This is a genomic window from Bilifractor sp. HCP3S3_D3, assembly GCF_052063915.1.
Classification (GTDB): domain Bacteria; phylum Bacillota; class Clostridia; order Lachnospirales; family Lachnospiraceae; genus Bilifractor.
In genome coordinates this window covers 81,202-96,192 of record NZ_JBQHWP010000003.1, presented here as the reverse complement: position 1 = coordinate 96,192, position 14,991 = coordinate 81,202, and the positions used below count along the sequence as shown (strand labels likewise).

16 protein-coding genes are annotated in these 14,991 nt (G+C 48.4%); 13 read left to right on the top strand and 3 right to left on the bottom strand.

Translation table 11 applies throughout. The features are described from left to right. Nucleotides 1–7 precede the first annotated feature (7 nt). From ACTNDI_RS02735 to ACTNDI_RS02705, 7 genes are all read left to right on the top strand, one after another. Nucleotides 8–934 carry a sugar phosphate isomerase/epimerase family protein gene (locus tag ACTNDI_RS02735; protein WP_441099222.1) on the top strand — a complete coding sequence of 309 codons (927 nt, stop codon included), beginning with the start codon at nucleotides 8–10 and terminating at the stop codon, nucleotides 932–934. Nucleotides 935–1,008: 74 nt separating this feature from the next. Next, nucleotides 1,009–2,190 carry a Gfo/Idh/MocA family protein gene (locus ACTNDI_RS02730; protein WP_441099221.1) on the top strand — a complete coding sequence of 394 codons (1,182 nt, stop codon included), beginning with the start codon at nucleotides 1,009–1,011 and terminating at the stop codon, nucleotides 2,188–2,190. Between the two features lie 26 nt (nucleotides 2,191–2,216). Further along, nucleotides 2,217–3,206, top strand: coding sequence for a sugar phosphate isomerase/epimerase family protein (locus tag ACTNDI_RS02725; RefSeq protein ID WP_441099220.1), 990 nt, complete (start codon nucleotides 2,217–2,219; stop codon nucleotides 3,204–3,206). A gap of 20 nt (nucleotides 3,207–3,226) precedes the next feature. Next, nucleotides 3,227–4,375, top strand: coding sequence for a Gfo/Idh/MocA family protein (locus tag ACTNDI_RS02720; protein ID WP_441099219.1), 1,149 nt, complete (start codon nucleotides 3,227–3,229; stop codon nucleotides 4,373–4,375). Between the two features lie 421 nt (nucleotides 4,376–4,796). Beyond that, nucleotides 4,797–5,309 carry a VOC family protein gene (locus tag ACTNDI_RS02715; RefSeq protein WP_441099218.1) on the top strand — a complete coding sequence of 171 codons (513 nt, stop codon included), beginning with the start codon at nucleotides 4,797–4,799 and terminating at the stop codon, nucleotides 5,307–5,309. A 142-nt stretch (nucleotides 5,310–5,451) separates the two neighbouring features. Next, nucleotides 5,452–6,423, top strand: coding sequence for an aldo/keto reductase (locus ACTNDI_RS02710; RefSeq protein WP_441099217.1), 972 nt, complete (start codon nucleotides 5,452–5,454; stop codon nucleotides 6,421–6,423). Between the two features lie 316 nt (nucleotides 6,424–6,739). Further along, nucleotides 6,740–8,425, top strand: coding sequence for an ABC transporter substrate-binding protein (locus ACTNDI_RS02705; RefSeq protein ID WP_441099216.1), 1,686 nt, complete (start codon nucleotides 6,740–6,742; stop codon nucleotides 8,423–8,425). A gap of 205 nt (nucleotides 8,426–8,630) precedes the next feature. Here ACTNDI_RS02705 and ACTNDI_RS02700 read toward each other — a convergent pair whose 3' ends face one another. Beyond that, on the bottom strand, nucleotides 8,631–9,350 hold the full coding sequence (locus ACTNDI_RS02700) for a YczE/YyaS/YitT family protein (RefSeq protein ID WP_441099215.1): 720 nt from the start codon (nucleotides 9,348–9,350) through the stop codon (nucleotides 8,631–8,633). Nucleotides 9,351–9,543: 193 nt separating this feature from the next. On the opposite strand from ACTNDI_RS02700, the gene ACTNDI_RS02695 reads away from it, so the two are divergent. Further along, a complete protein-coding gene (locus ACTNDI_RS02695; protein ID WP_441099214.1) occupies nucleotides 9,544–10,425 on the top strand; it encodes a LysR family transcriptional regulator in 882 nt (293 codons plus the stop codon). 90 nt (nucleotides 10,426–10,515) lie between these two features. Here the strand turns inward: ACTNDI_RS02695 and ACTNDI_RS02690 are convergent, their stop codons facing one another. Both ACTNDI_RS02690 and ACTNDI_RS02685 read right to left on the bottom strand, forming a co-directional pair. Next, complete coding sequence (locus tag ACTNDI_RS02690; protein WP_441099213.1) at nucleotides 10,516–10,743, bottom strand: helix-turn-helix transcriptional regulator; 228 nt, start codon at nucleotides 10,741–10,743, stop codon at nucleotides 10,516–10,518. Further along, a complete protein-coding gene (locus tag ACTNDI_RS02685; protein WP_441099212.1) occupies nucleotides 10,743–11,252 on the bottom strand; it encodes a hypothetical protein in 510 nt (169 codons plus the stop codon). Before ACTNDI_RS02685 ends, ACTNDI_RS02690 begins: the two co-directional genes overlap by 1 nt. Before the next feature lie 501 nt (nucleotides 11,253–11,753). On the opposite strand from ACTNDI_RS02685, the gene ylxM reads away from it, so the two are divergent. The 5 genes from ylxM to rimM all read left to right on the top strand — a co-directional run bounded on the left by ylxM (nucleotide 11,754) and on the right by rimM (nucleotide 14,966). Next, nucleotides 11,754–12,116, top strand: a complete 363-nt coding sequence (gene ylxM, locus ACTNDI_RS02680) for a YlxM family DNA-binding protein (RefSeq protein ID WP_441099211.1) — start codon at nucleotides 11,754–11,756, stop codon at nucleotides 12,114–12,116. A gap of 39 nt (nucleotides 12,117–12,155) precedes the next feature. Next, nucleotides 12,156–13,517: a signal recognition particle protein gene (gene ffh / locus ACTNDI_RS02675; protein WP_441099210.1), complete on the top strand. Its 1,362-nt coding sequence runs from the start codon at nucleotides 12,156–12,158 to the stop codon at nucleotides 13,515–13,517. Nucleotides 13,518–13,641: 124 nt separating this feature from the next. Further along, nucleotides 13,642–13,887, top strand: coding sequence for a 30S ribosomal protein S16 (rpsP, locus tag ACTNDI_RS02670; protein WP_441099209.1), 246 nt, complete (start codon nucleotides 13,642–13,644; stop codon nucleotides 13,885–13,887). Between the two features lie 27 nt (nucleotides 13,888–13,914). Next, nucleotides 13,915–14,145, top strand: a complete 231-nt coding sequence (locus tag ACTNDI_RS02665) for a KH domain-containing protein (protein ID WP_441099208.1) — start codon at nucleotides 13,915–13,917, stop codon at nucleotides 14,143–14,145. Nucleotides 14,146–14,453: 308 nt separating this feature from the next. After that, on the top strand, nucleotides 14,454–14,966 hold the full coding sequence (gene rimM / locus ACTNDI_RS02660) for a ribosome maturation factor RimM (protein WP_441099207.1): 513 nt from the start codon (nucleotides 14,454–14,456) through the stop codon (nucleotides 14,964–14,966). Nucleotides 14,967–14,991 lie beyond the last annotated feature (25 nt).

Below are 14,991 nucleotides of genomic sequence, written 5' to 3'. Positions count from 1 at the left end.
GACGATCATGGAGAACAATATCAGATTATCACATATGAGTCATTGGAAGACGGTTCCTTACAAACAGATCGACAATTTCCGGGACTACTATTATGAAGACAAGTCAAATGTCTGCTACTACCAGGACTGGGACAGAATTCTCCGGTATCACAAGCAGACCGGTTACGAGGGGATCGAGCTGGCACCGTGGGATCTGAATGAAATCCTCGGTCTTTTCGGAACACCTCAGAATTTTACAGACTTTGCCGCGGATCATGGAATCAAGGTGAGTGGAATGTTCCACGGATGTGACGACTCTCACCTTGCGCAGAAGCATGACGAGGTGGTACAGGCGGGAAAGGACGCGGTGGATATCTGTGCGTCCTTTGGCGGAAAGCATCTGAACACCTGTCCGGGAAATAACTATTACGGCAATGGGCCTCTGGATGAGCAGGGCCTGAAAAATATTGCCTCCTGTCTGAACGAAATCGGCGCCTACGCGGAATCGAAGGGGGTTCAGATCGGCATTCACAATGAATTTTTCTGCGTTTCCAATAAATATAATCATCGGCAGCTGATTGAGCTGACGGATCCTAGATATGTGCATTACTGTCTGGACACCGCGCAGATCGCACTGATGGGGGATGATCTGATCGACTTTTATGACACGTACAAGGAGAGAATCTGTACCTTCCATCTGAAGGACACCGCGGATATCGGCGTTCCGGATGAAATCCGTTTTGCGCAGGATGTCGAGATTCAGGATGACGGTCACCGCTGGTTCTGGGAGCCCGGAGAGGGCGTGCTTCCTCTGCGTGAGCTGTGGAAGCATGTGGCTGACTATGGATTCAAGGGATGGGTTACCGTCGAGGATGACGGCGCCCCCGATTATCTGGCGGCGATGACGCTATCGGCGTACTATGTACAGCAGGTGCTCGGCAGCATCTACAGATAAGAAGGGCTGTAAGAATCGGTGATGGCAGGAAATCTGTGAAAAACAGGAGAAAAGAAATGCAAGGGGACAAATATATGGAGAAGAAAGACAGGGTGAAAGTGGGAATCATCGGTTGCGGTACGATTTCCGACGTCTACATGACAAATATCACCAAACATTATCATAATCTGGAGCTCGTCCGAGTCGCGGATTTATACGTGGAAAAGGCGAAGAAGGCGCAGGAAAAGTATGGGATTTTGCACGCGGGCAGCGTAGAAGAACTTCTGTCGGATCCGGAGATTGAACTTGTGCTGGACCTGACGATTCCGGCGGCTCATTACAGCGTCAATCGGCAATGCCTGGAAGCGGGAAAGCATGTATATTGCGAGAAGCCTCTGGCGCTGAAATTCTCAGAGGCAAAAGAGCTGAATGATCTCGCGGCCGCAAAGGGACTTTTCTGTGTGGCCGCACCGGACACTTTTCTGGGAGCCGGCATACAGACGGCACGGTCCGTGCTCGACGGCGGAAAAATCGGAAAGCCGGTCGGATTTACCGCGAACATGACCTGCGCCGGACATGAGCTCTGGCATCCGAACCCCGGATTTTACTATCAGAATGGCGGAGGACCGATGTTTGACATGGGGCCCTATTATCTCACTGCTCTGGTATATCTTCTGGGATCGATTCATTCGATTTCCTGTTTCGCCGTGAAGGGGCGGCCTGTCAGAAATATACTGGGAAATCAGGTGGAATCAGAGGTTCCAACGACATATACCGCGATTTTATCCTTTGTCTGCGGCGCTGTGGGAACCATGACCATGAGCTTCGACACCTGGAAAACAAGGCTGCCGCTGCTGGAGATCTATGGAACAGAGGGCAGCATGGAGGTGCCGGACCCGAACGGATTCGGCGGGAAGGTGGAAATTTTTGACGGGAATAAGCTTCGGAGTATTGTGGATTCGGTTAAGGATCCGTTCCCGGCAAAGCTGATCGCCATGATGCAGAATCAGGCCAACTGCACGGACGAGATACGCTCGGAATTTGCAGAGGATCCGGATCCGCAGGGCAATATGCGGGGCCTCGGCGTCAGCGATCTGGCGCAGGCAATCCGCTTCCACAGGCAGCCAAGGGTATCCGAGGCAGTCTCTCTGCATGTCGTTGAGGCGCTGAATGCCTTTGAGATTTCTGCGAGAAGCGGCGTGGTTTATGAGATGACGACTAAGGCTGAGAGAACGGAGCCGATGGGAAAAGACTGGAAACTTTGGGAAGTAAGATAAGTATCAAGAAGAAAAGAGGTACAGATATGGGAAGACTTGTGACCATTATGACTTCGCAGTGGGCGGATCTTGATTTGGATACCATGTGTAAAATTGCGAAAGAAATGGGATATGACGGAATTGAGCTTGCCTGCCAGGGACAGCATCTGGATGTAAAGCGCGCGGCGACAGAGCCGGACTATGCGAAAGAGGTCAGGGACACCCTGAAGAAATATGATCTCAAGTGTGAAGCGATTGCGGCGCACGTCATCGGACAGTGTGTCGGAGATTATAATGATCCGCGGCTGGACAATTTTGCGCCGCCGGAGCTGGCCGGCCAGCCGGATAAGATCCGGGCATGGGGAATCGAGTATATGAAATACTCTGCGATTGCCGCGAAAAACATTGGCGCACATATTGTGACAGGTTTCACGGGATCTCCTATCTGGAAATGGTTTTACTCGTTCCCGCAGACGACAGAGGAGATGATTCGAGACGGCTATCAGCAGATTTATGACCTTTGGTGTCCGATTCTCGATGTGTTTCGTGAGAATGGAATCCGGTTTGCACTTGAGGTTCATCCTGGAGAAATCGCATTTGACTACTATTCGACACAGAGAATTCTTCAGGTATTTGCTGACCGCCCAGAGTTCGGTATTAATTTTGACCCAAGCCATCTGATCTGGCAGGGGGTGACGCCGCATGTATTTTTGAATGATTTTATTGACAGGGTTTATCACGTACATATGAAGGATGCCGCTGTGACGCTAGACGGAAGAGCGGGACTTCTCTGCTCGCATATTGACTTCGGCGATCTCAGAAGAGGCTGGAATTTCCGCTCTTTGGGACATGGAAATGTGAATTTTGAGGAGATAATCCGTGTCCTGAACGCACATGACTATGAGGGACCGCTTTCCGTAGAATGGGAGGATTCCGGCATGGATCGTATCGCGGGAGCGACTGAAGCTTGTGCGTTTGTCAGAAAAGCAGATTTCAAAAAATCGGCAATTAAATTCGATTCGGCGATCGCAAACTAAACAGGAAGGGGATGCATAGGATGAAAAAATATGTTTCTTACGGAATGGTTGGCGCGGGTCTGGACTCGTTCATCGGGAATGTGCATCGTGTCGCAGCCGGTTTTGACGGCCTGGCATTTCTGACGGCCGGCTGTTTCAGCAGGCATAAGGAGAAAAACCAGGCGGCCGGAGAATTCTACCGCCTGGATGCGGACAGGGTGTATGAGGATTACAGGGAAATGGCGGAAAAAGAAGGGGCGCGCCCTGACGGCATCGACTTCGTGGTGATTTCTGCGCCTAACAACGCCCATTACGCGACGGCAAAGGCGTTCCTGGAAAACGGCATCCATGTACTCTGTGAGAAACCGCTCTGCTTTGAGGTGAGTGAAGCGGAAGAACTGAAGCAGCTGGCGCAGGAGCGGAATCTGATGTTCTGCGTCAATTACTCCTATTCCGGCAATAACATGGTCAAAGAGGCCCGGGAATTGATCCGGAGCGGATATATCGGGCAGATCATAGACGTGAATGCGGAATATCTGCAGGAATATCTGGTGGATGATATTGGAAAAGGAGACCAGACGATGAATAAGCTCTCTTCCTGGAGAAAAGATCCGAAAATCGCCGGGATCTCCAACTGCGTCGGAGACATCGGAACACACATCGAAAACACGGTGGCCTATATGACCGGGCTTCGGGTGAAACGAGTGGCTGCAAAGCTGGACTATTTCGGACAGCCGTTGGATTTGAACGCGAACATGCTCGTGGAGTTCGAGAACGGCGCGCACGGTGTATTCTGTTCCTCACAGGTTTGCGTCGGGCATATGAATGGTCTTGTCACGCGAATATTCGGTACAGAAGGGGCGATTGAATGGCACGAGGAGGAACCGAATATTCTGTATGTTACAAAGAAGGGACAGCCTACAGAAATCCGGCACAGAGGGATGGCTTATGTCAGTCAGAGGTCTGCAGAGATGAACAGACTTCCGGCTGGTCATCCGGAGGGACTTTATGAGGCGTTTGCGAACATCTATAAGGTCTGGATCGGAGCAATTCTGAAGCTGAGCAGCGGGGAGACGCTGACGGAAAAAGATTGTGATTTTCCGACTGTAGATGACGGGATCGAGGGCGTAAAATTCTTGCACGCCGCGGTGGAAAGCAGCCGGAGAGATGCTGCCTGGGTAGAAGTCTGAAGCAGTTGTCCGGAGACGGACATGGTATGATTTACGCGAACAGTGAGCCGCAGCCGAATGCGCAGTATTCGTGTGCGGCGAGCGTCGCGATAGCGAGATAAAACTCGCGCAGTATGTTTTATCTCGTTTGAGAATTGTTGTTACGTGATGTGGGTCGGGCCGATAGAACCGCTGGAGTGCTTTGCACTCTCGAGCGGTGCTGTCGGCCTGACTTTTCTATTCAATAAAATATTTCCTCTACATAGCGGAAATCGTCGCTTTGCGTATACATTTTCCGGGTGATAGGATGGAACCATCGAAAGAGCCCGGGATCAAAGCGCTGGATCAAATAGCGCAGAAGATATTTTTACATAAAGTGAAAATACAAAAATCTTATACAAATGAATTTGAAAACGATGAAAGCGTCAGGAGGATAAAGAAAATGACACCTAAATTTCCTATGTTGTTTCAGATCGGAATTATTGTTCGGAATGTAGAGGAAGCAGTTAAGAACTGGGAAGCAATCGGCATGGGCCCGTGGGCGATCAATGAGATGAGCGGCGAGAATCCGCCAACCACAGATCTCACGATCGACGGAGTCGCAAGACACGGAAAGGTCGCCAGACAGGCGTTTCTCTCTGCGTATGGAATGGAAATTGAATTGATCGAGCCTGTAGAGGATTCTCCTTACAAGCAGTGGCTGGATGAGCATGGACCGGGAATCCATCATATCGCGGCAGCGATTGATCAGCCATATGAAGAGGTTCTCAAGGAGTACAAGGAAGAGACCGGAAAGGATCCGTGGATCCGCGGCCAGGGAATCGGCGGGCTCATGGATTTCTCTTATCTGGATCTGAGAGAAAAGCTTGGAATCATCGTTGAGATCTATAAGAATATAGATCCGGCCAAGGTGGGACACAGCTACGATGCAAAGGGAGAACCAGCACTTAAATAATAAACACGCATACTATATGTTGTGCCACAAACTGTATAAGTTGCGGATTGCTCCGTGCTGCGCACTTCCGCAATCTACAGGTATCATCAGAAACAGAATGTAATATTGTCGATTGTTAGAGAAGGAAAAGGAGAGTACAGATATGGAATACAGTACATTTGAAGAAGGCGGAAAAAAAGTCAGCCGTTTTATCGTCGGAACCATGAATATCATCAACAAGGATGATAATGAAGAGGATTTCAAGCGCCTGGATGACGCGCTGGAACTGGGAATCAATGTAATTGATACCGCAATGGGATATGGAAGAGGAACAACCGAGATTGCGCTCGGAAAATATTTTGAGAGCCGGAAGAACAGAGACGAAGTTTTTCTGATCAGTAAATGCTGTCATCCTTCACCATGGCGTACCAGAGTCACAACCTTCGATATGGAGGCAGATCTGAATGATGCTCTCGTCAAGATGAAAACGGATCATATTGATCTGTACATGCTCCACAGAGACGATCCAACAAAGCCGGTCGGACCACTGGTAGAGACATTGGATAAATATTACCGTGCCGGCAAAATCGGCGCATACGGGGCTTCCAACTGGAGTATTGAAAGAATTCAGGAGGCGAATGATTATTGCCGTGAGCATGGTCTGAAAGGATTCTCCGTATCCAGTCCGAACTACTCGCTGGCACAGCAGTACAGCAATCCTTTCGCACCCGGATGTGTATCAATTTCCGGACCGGAAAACGTAGAGGCGCGACAGTGGTATGAGAAGACACAGATGCCGGTGCTGGCATGGTCTTCCATGGCCGGAGGAATGATGAGCGGAAGATTCACCAGGGAAATGTGGAAGAACCATCCGGAGGAGCTTCCGGGAAGCGTTCAGGCATACCTGGGAGAGGAGAATTTTACAAGGCTCGAAAGATGTGCGCAGCTCGCAGAGAAACATGACTGCGAAATCCCGCAGATTGCTCTGGCATTCGAGATTGACGGACCGATGAATGTATTTCCGATTTTGGGAGCGGCAAATAAGGAAGAGCTGGAGTCCTCCCTGCGTGCTCTCGATGTGAAGCTGACGAAAGAAGAGTGCGAGTACCTGGATTTAAAGAAAGAGGAACTTTAATCCATATCTAGGCTCGTCTGATAAATAGTATGGTAATTTTCAAGGCAGGAGCTGTACCGATTGGTACAGTCCCTGCCTTCTGCATTATTAAGAATATGAAACCATACTTAGGTACGTCATCGCCTTTGATATTGACATGCGGAGGGTGATCTGCTGCGTCAGTTTACCCAGTTATGTTTTTCCTCTAGAAAGCGGAAAAATAAAAATTGAATAAAAATTAGACAAAATGTATCTTGGTTTTATGAAAAGTTCGCGGACGGTACCGAGAATTAAATACAATTTAGAACGTAAATGCTAATAAAGGGAGGAAAACAGGATGAAGTACAGAAGAATGATTAGTTTTGGACTGGCAGTTCTGATGGCTGTTTCTATGTCCGCATGCGGAAGTACAGGGAAGACGGATAAGGCATCCTCTAGTACCGGAGCCGCTGTCTCGGCATCAAAAGCTGCGTCCGGGGAATCTGCAGAGGCATCATCTGTGGCATCCGGAAGCAGTGATGCACTTTCAGATATTTCAGCAATCGCCATGGATCCGGCAAATACAAAAAAGACAGATGAGACGCTTGTTGTATCGTGTCAGTCAGAACCATCCGGTCTTTGGGCAGGAACGGGAAAAATGGAAAATGAGATTCAGATTATTGATAACACCATCATGGATCGCCTGGTAAAACTGAGCGACGATAAGAAAGAAGTACTTCCAAGCCTGGCAACGGACTGGGATTGGACAGACAGTAATCATATCCGCTTCACTCTACGGGATGATGTAACGATGACGGACGGTTCTCCTCTCACACCAGAGGATTGTGTATATACTTTCCAGACACTTGCCGCAAACAGTGCCAATACAGATACCGGGCGCTATATTGATCCAGATACGACTTCCGTCAATGACGAGCATTCCTTCACCCTAGGGCTCAAGGAAGCCGATCCTGATATACTGTATATGCTGGCGTGGTCGAACTTCGGGATTATCAGTGAAGATGAGGTTAATGCAGCCGGCGGTATTGATGCCGTGGTGAATACACCGGTTATGGGATGCGGCCGATATAAATTTTCCGATTGGGTTCGTGGAGAATCTGTTACTGTAGAGAGAAACGAAAACTACTGGGATCCGGATTATGTGGGATACTACAAGACGATTAAATTCGTCTTCACACAGGATCCTGCGGCGCGTGAAATGGCAGTAGAAGCAGGAAATGCCCAGGTTGCCATGCAGATGCCGGTATCTCAGGCTGCTACCTATGCGGGCAATCCGGCTGTTCAGGTTAAGATCTATGGATTTGGACAGGTGCACCATCTGTACTATAATCTGCGCGATGGCGCATGCAAGGACCAGAAGGTTCGTGAGGCAATTCAGGCCGCACTTGACTTCAATGCGATCGCACAGATCGGAACTGCCGGCCATTCCGGTGTAGCGACCGGGTGGTTTGCAAACAGCAGTAAATACCATACCGATACCTATAAAGAAGGGGAACGCACAAGAGATATCGAAAAAGCAAAGCAGCTCCTCGCAGAAGCCGGTTATCCTGACGGACTTGAGATTTCAACCGTTACGACTGCAGATGGCACAACACTTGCAACGGCTGTTCAGGATCAGCTCAGAGAGGCTGGTATCACGCTGACGGTTAATACGGCAGATACACCGCAGTTTGTACAGGATGCTTTTAACGGTAATTATAATATTATCTTTGTTGGATCGGATGAATTCGTTCGTACACCGACTGCTTTTACAGCATTCCGCAAGGCGAATCTTGATTATAGTATCGGTGGACCGAAATGGACTACAGATGAGATTGATGAGTCAATCGCGAAAGCTTTATCCGAGACGAATGAGGACAAAGCAAAAGAAGAACTTGCACAGATTGAACAGACCTTTAAAGAGAATCATTACGTGGAAGATCTATTCGAAGAACAGTATAGCGTTATCCTGGCCCCGAATCTGAAAGGAATTACAACGATGGAGAGAGGGTGGCCGGATATGACAACCTTCTACGCAGAATAATCGGTTCCTTAGCGATCCTTTAGCATCCGGTCAGTTCCATTGCAGAACATCCGGATGCCGGATAAAATATTATATTCGGTATAAAAAAAGAGACTGTCGCGATAGCCCATGGTACGAGAACGGCTTACGCGAAGGTCTCTTTATGTTTGCAATTACGTATAGCAGAGGGATAATAGAGTAATGGAGTATTTTATCCTTGGATTCGTCAGTTCTCGGAACCTGTCTCGACAGAGCGGGAGGTAGAATAGAACCACTTCTCCATGATCGGGTTAAGAAGTCTGCAGAACTGACGGGCAATATAACCGACAATGATGGCAGAAATCACAGTACCTTCACGAACGCCGTTGACACGGTGGAAGAGGACAAGGGAAAGAACAACTGCGGAAGCCATCATGCTTACATCGACAATAATTTTTACACTGCCAGCTTCTTTCCCGGTAATCTGATGCAGAGCGGTCGCAACGCCTTCGCCAGGCAGCATGATCACATTGGCTGTGAATTCCATGGATACGCCGAAGGCGAGGATCAGACAGCCGACCAGGAGACTGATAATTTTCATCAGATACTGCTGCGGATTCAGCCAGTAGATCAGGTATTTCATGGAAAAATCAATAAAATATCCGAAAAGGATGGAGACCGGAATTTGAAGGAGCTGGATCGGCTGATAGTTCTTCCGGAGCAGGATGAGCTGAAGCGCAACCAGAAGAAGGCTGAACAGAATGGTAAATCCGCCGAGCGTCACGGGGTACTTCAGACTCAGAACATAAGGGATGCTGGAGATGGGAGAAGTACCGAGGCGGGCATTGGTGATGAAAGCCACTCCAAGAGAATTGACGAAGAGACCGATGATGAAGTACAGATATTTTTTGAGAAGCGGCATATGACGCATAGAAACCTCCTCTAAAATGAAAACAATTTCTTTCATGACAGACTTCCTTATCATAAAAAGATCAGAGCAGAATATCAAACAGAAAAATCCATGAGAATCATAAGAAAAAGTTATGAGGAGTGATGGATGTTGTGTTATTCTGTTTATATAGCGCCGTTAAAGATCATTCATGGGTTCCGGCTGTCGGACAGTCTGCTGCCGGAGAAGGAAATCAGAGGAGGTATGTGACTTGACAATTCGTCAATTGGAATATTTTCTGACAGCAGCGCAGACGTTGAGTTTTACGAAGACAGCGCGACAGTTCTTTATTTCACAGTCGGCGGTGACGCAGCAGATCCATGCGTTAGAAGAGGAGTTCGATGCGGAATTGTTTCTGCGCAGAAATAATAGAATCCGCCTGACCCCGGCAGGAGAAACGCTGGTGCAGGATGCGGAAATGATGGTAGCCAGATACTATGACGCGCTCGAAAAGGTGCATGCCACACGGGACGGCATGAGCGGAGAATTGCGGATCGGTTATCTGCAGGGAATGGAGATGTCCCGCTTCCCCAGGACAGTACAGGAATTCCGCGCGGATTATCCGGGAATTCAGATTTCCTTGAACCGTGACAATGCCGTAAATCTGCACGATGATTATCTGAATGGCAGATACGATATTATTTTTAATGTAAAAAATCCCCTTCTTCGGTATTCAAACAGCATTTCATGGACGATTGGAGAATATCCGTATTACGTGGTGGTTCCGACGGATCATTATCTGTCTGGCATGCGAAAGGTGGAATTGTCTCAACTCCAGTATGAGAAGCTGATTCTTCATGATTTTAAGATTGAAGTACCGGCAAATTCGGAGATCCATCCGCATCCGTTTCTGAATAAGGAGATCATGAAGAATGTCGCACAGGTCACGGATGATATCGAGAATATTCTCATCTTTGTAGCGGCGGGGATCGGCATTGCGATTGTGCCGGAATTCGATGTCTTTAAGCCGCAGATCAATATCAATCTTTCGTATATACCGCTCGATACGGGAGACTTTCGGGAGAAGCTGGAGATCGTATACCCGGAAAAAGATGCAAATCCTCTGCTGCGTTATTTTATGGATAAGATCTAACAATTCTGCCGTATATAAAATCAGGATTATTGAGCTGGAATGATAGGCCAAGCCTGAAAAAACCTTATTTTATACGGGTTTCAGGCAAATTCATGTTGCTGCATCTCCGTGGTTTTGAATGTATCCAGCCTCCCAGAATAGATCGTCAAGCGTTTTATCCAGCGCTTTGCAGATGGCGATGCAGAGGCGGATTGTGGGATTATAGTCCCCTTTTTCAATCGCGTTGATTGTTTGCCGTGACACGCCGACCAAATCGGCAAGCTGCTGTTGGGAGAGGTCTTTGGCGGCTCTTGCGGACTTCATCTTCAGATTCTTCATCAGTCCTCACTCCGTTTCTCTCTCGCTTTTTGGATCAAGACAGCAGCCACGATGACCATAAACATAACGCCCATTATGACCGTGATGTTGGTAGCAGTTAGCTTCCCTTCCGGCAGCCCATCCTCGGCGATACGAAGTATGCCAGTGATGAGATTGCAGAGACCGATGATAAAGATCAGGAGAGTCCATTTCTTCCATTTTCCCGAAACGCCAAAGTAAACGCCCTTCATGACCATATAGACAACGTAGACTGTAATCATCAGAAAGCTGACAGCCATTATTGCAAGGCTTCCGTCCATAGGGAATGCATCCCAGTCCAGAAGGAACGAAGTTATGATCCCGGAAAGAACACCGGTGACAGTCGCATACTGATACGCACGTCCCCTGACTGCTGCCTGCATCTCATCATACATAACCTGCTTGGTCTTTTTCTTCTCATTGAGTACGAGCACAAGAAGCACAAAAACTGCAAATGCCAATCCAATACCGATACCTATTTCGTAATACATGATTCGTCCTCCTTACTTTGTGTCAAGTTTATTTGACATCAAGAGCATAGCATAATGAATAGCAAAATGTCAACTATATATTACATGTTTTTGGGAATAATAAAACAATAGAAATATCAACGATTTCGTGATGTGATAAACAAGACTTTTGAAGCAGAATCTATCGGAGGAAAACATAATGGCTGTGCAGTATAACAGGCTTTTTAACTTTAAGCTTGACAGGATCGAGTTCGAATAATCAGATCAGTGAATTAGATCAGTCAAGTAAAAACACTTGACACGGATTGCGATATCGTGTAGGATAAGCGGGTACGTTAGAAAAGCGTACCCGTTTTGTGCGCAAACAGGGACACACATGTGACTGAGAAGCAGTCATTCGCGGCGGGTATCGCAATAGCGGGATATCATCAGCGAGGAGCAATCCGTAGCTTATACAGTTTGTGGCACGACTTATCGTATGGACGTTTGCTGTCGCTGCAGGATGGGAGATCGGGAATTGCTATGGAAGAGTTTGTGGAGAAATCTTACCTGTTTGATTTTTACGGCGAACTCTTGACAGAGCATCAGAGACGGATCTACTCCGAGATTAACTTTGAGGATTATACTGCTGCGGAGGTGGCCAGAGATGAAGGAATCAGCCGCCAGGGCGTGCACGACCTGATGAAGCGCTGTGACAGGATACTGGAGGATTATGAGAAGAGACTTCACCTTGTCGAGAAGTTTCTGAAGATCAGGAACAGCGTCAGGGAGATTCAGAAACTGACGGATTTCGGAGATCCGGCAACCCGGGCAGATGCTGCGGAGGCAGATCATCGTATGGAGAAGATTTACGGTATTTCTTCTTCAATTCTGAAGGAACTGTAAACCCGGGCAGAACGCCGCATGATATGAGGAACAGAGAGTATGGCATTTGAAAGCTTAACCGATAAACTTCAGAATGTGTTCAGGAATCTTCGAAGCAAGGGTAAGCTGACGGAGGATGATGTTCACGCCGCGCTGAAGGAAGTCAAGATGGCGCTTCTTGAGGCAGATGTCAATTTCAAGGTTGTCCGCAAATTCACGAAAACCGTGGAAGAGAAGGCAATCGGACAGGATGTCATGAACGGACTGAATCCGGGTCAGATGGTGGTCAAGATCGTAAATGACGAGCTGATCAATCTGATGGGCTCCGAGACGACCGAGCTTCCGCTGAAGCCGGCCTCGCAGATTACGGTTCTCATGATGATTGGTCTTCAGGGATCTGGTAAGACAACGACCGCCGCAAAGCTTGCAGGCAAGCTGAAACAAAAGGGCAGGAAACCGCTTCTGGTTGCCTGCGATGTATATCGTCCGGGCGCGATTGAACAGCTGCAGACCAACGGCGGAAAGGTCGGAGTCGATGTCTTTTCCATGGGAAACAAGGCAAAGCCGGTGAACATATCGAAGGCCGCATATGAGCATGCCAGAAGCAACGGCTACAATGTGGTCATCCTTGATACGGCAGGCCGTCTGCAGATCGATGAATCGATGATGGAAGAGCTTGTGGCCATCCGGGAAGCGGTGACCGTTGACTGTTCGATCCTTGTGGTAGACGCTATGACAGGACAGGAAGCTGTCAATGTGGCGAAGACCTTTGAGGATAAGGTCGGCATCGACGGCGTGGTACTGACGAAGCTCGATGGAGATACAAGAGGCGGTGCGGCACTCTCGATCCGTTCCATCTGCGGCAAGCCGATCCTGTACGTGGGTATGGGAGAGAAGATGGAGGATCTTCAGCAGTTTTATCCTGACCGTATGGCGTCCAGAATCCTCGGCATGGGTGATGTGCTCAGCCTGATCGAAAAGGCACAGGCAAATGTCGATGAAGAGAAAGCCAGGGAGATGGAACAGCGTGTCCGGAAGGCGCAGTTCACCTACGATGACTACATGACCAGCATGGAGCAGATGAAGAATATGGGCGGCATTTCAAGTGTCCTTTCCATGATGCCGGGAATGACCGGAAGCAAGATGAAGGAAGTGGAGGGGATGATCGATGAGAAGGATCTCGCCAGAAAAGAGGCCATTGTCCGCTCGATGACGCCGAAGGAACGCGCAAATCCTGATCTGATGAACATTTCCCGAAAACGGAGGATTGCCGCAGGAGCAGGAGTGGACATTTCCGAGGTCAACCGCTTTATCAAACAGTTTGACCAGACCCGTAAGATGATGAAGCAGATGCCCGGCATGATGAAGCAGCGCGGCAGGAAAGGCATGTTCGGTAAGGGAGGTTTCAATTTTCCTTTTTAACCGGATGGAGATATCCGGAACGAAAGAGGGAAGATTGTTCTCATAGAAGTAATCAGAGGAGAGATACCTTACAGATTACAAATCACATTATATACAATTATTTTTATTATGGAGGAAAAGAACAATGGCAGTTAAAATTCGTCTGAAGAGAATGGGACAGAAGAAGGCACCTTTCTATAGAATCGTGGTAGCAGATGCGAAGTCTCCGAGAGATGGCAGATTCATTGAGGAAATCGGCACCTACGATCCGACCAAGGATCCGAGCGTTTACAAGGTGGATGAGGAAGCTGCTCAGAAGTGGCTGAAGAACGGCGCTCAGCCGACTGCAGTTGTCGAGAAGATCTTTAAGCTCGCCGGTATCCAGAAGTAATCATATTCAAGCCGGAGGTGGATTTTTGTGAAAGAGCTGGTTGAAGTAATCGCCAAAGCTCTTGTAGATAATCCCGATGAAGTGGTTGTCACGGAGATTGAAGACGGCAGCGACCTTCGAATTGAACTCAAGGTCGCAGCGGCGGACATGGGCAAGGTCATCGGACGGCAGGGAAGAATTGCGAAGGCAATCCGATCCGTTGTGAAGACCGCCTCTACCCGGATTGACAAAAAGGTGACAGTCGAGATCATCGAGTAAATCGCATGAGCAGCTTGCGGTGACGGATAAATGATTCATAAGAGCAGTCGTTTAAGGAGCATCTCTCTAGGGCTGATGCTGCTTGATCGGCGGCTCTTTTTATATAAAGATAGTAGAACGTTCAAAAATAAACAAACCAATTATTGGTACAAGATGGCACTCTGTAAAGCCGTACTCAATATATCGATTGGTCTGGACGAATAAAGAACGCTCTGATAGTTCACAAAATATCAAGGTGGAAATGCTGACAGATGGTCTGCGTGCGGCGCTGACCGGAACAGATGTACAGGAGATAAGGGGCAAACAATATGGAAAAATTTCTGAAAATCGGTGCGGTGACGACGACGCACGGTGTCCGCGGGGAGATGAAGGTATTTCCGACGACGGACGACCCTGAGCGGTTCCTTGATCTGGATGAGGTGATTCTGACAAACGGAAGACAGTCGGAGACCCATCAGATCCTTGGCGTCAGATTTTTCAAGAATCTTGTCATACTGAAACTGGAAGGGATCGGATCCATGGATGACGCGGTGAAATACCGCTCGTGGGATGTGATGATTCCCCGGGAAAAGGGAGTGCCGCTGAAGGAAAATGAGTACTACGTTGCGGATGTGATTGGAATGACAGTCCGGACGGAGGACGGGCAGATCTTTGGAACGCTCAAGGACGTTATAGAGACCGGGGCCAACGATGTCTATGCGGTTGAGACGCAGGAGCACGGCGAAGTGTTGATTCCCGCAATTAAAGCGTGTATTATGAATGTTAACGTCGAAAAGGGCGAGATGACGGTCCATCTGCTTCCCGGTCTGATCGACGGGTAAGAGTGGTAATCGAGATGCAACCCGC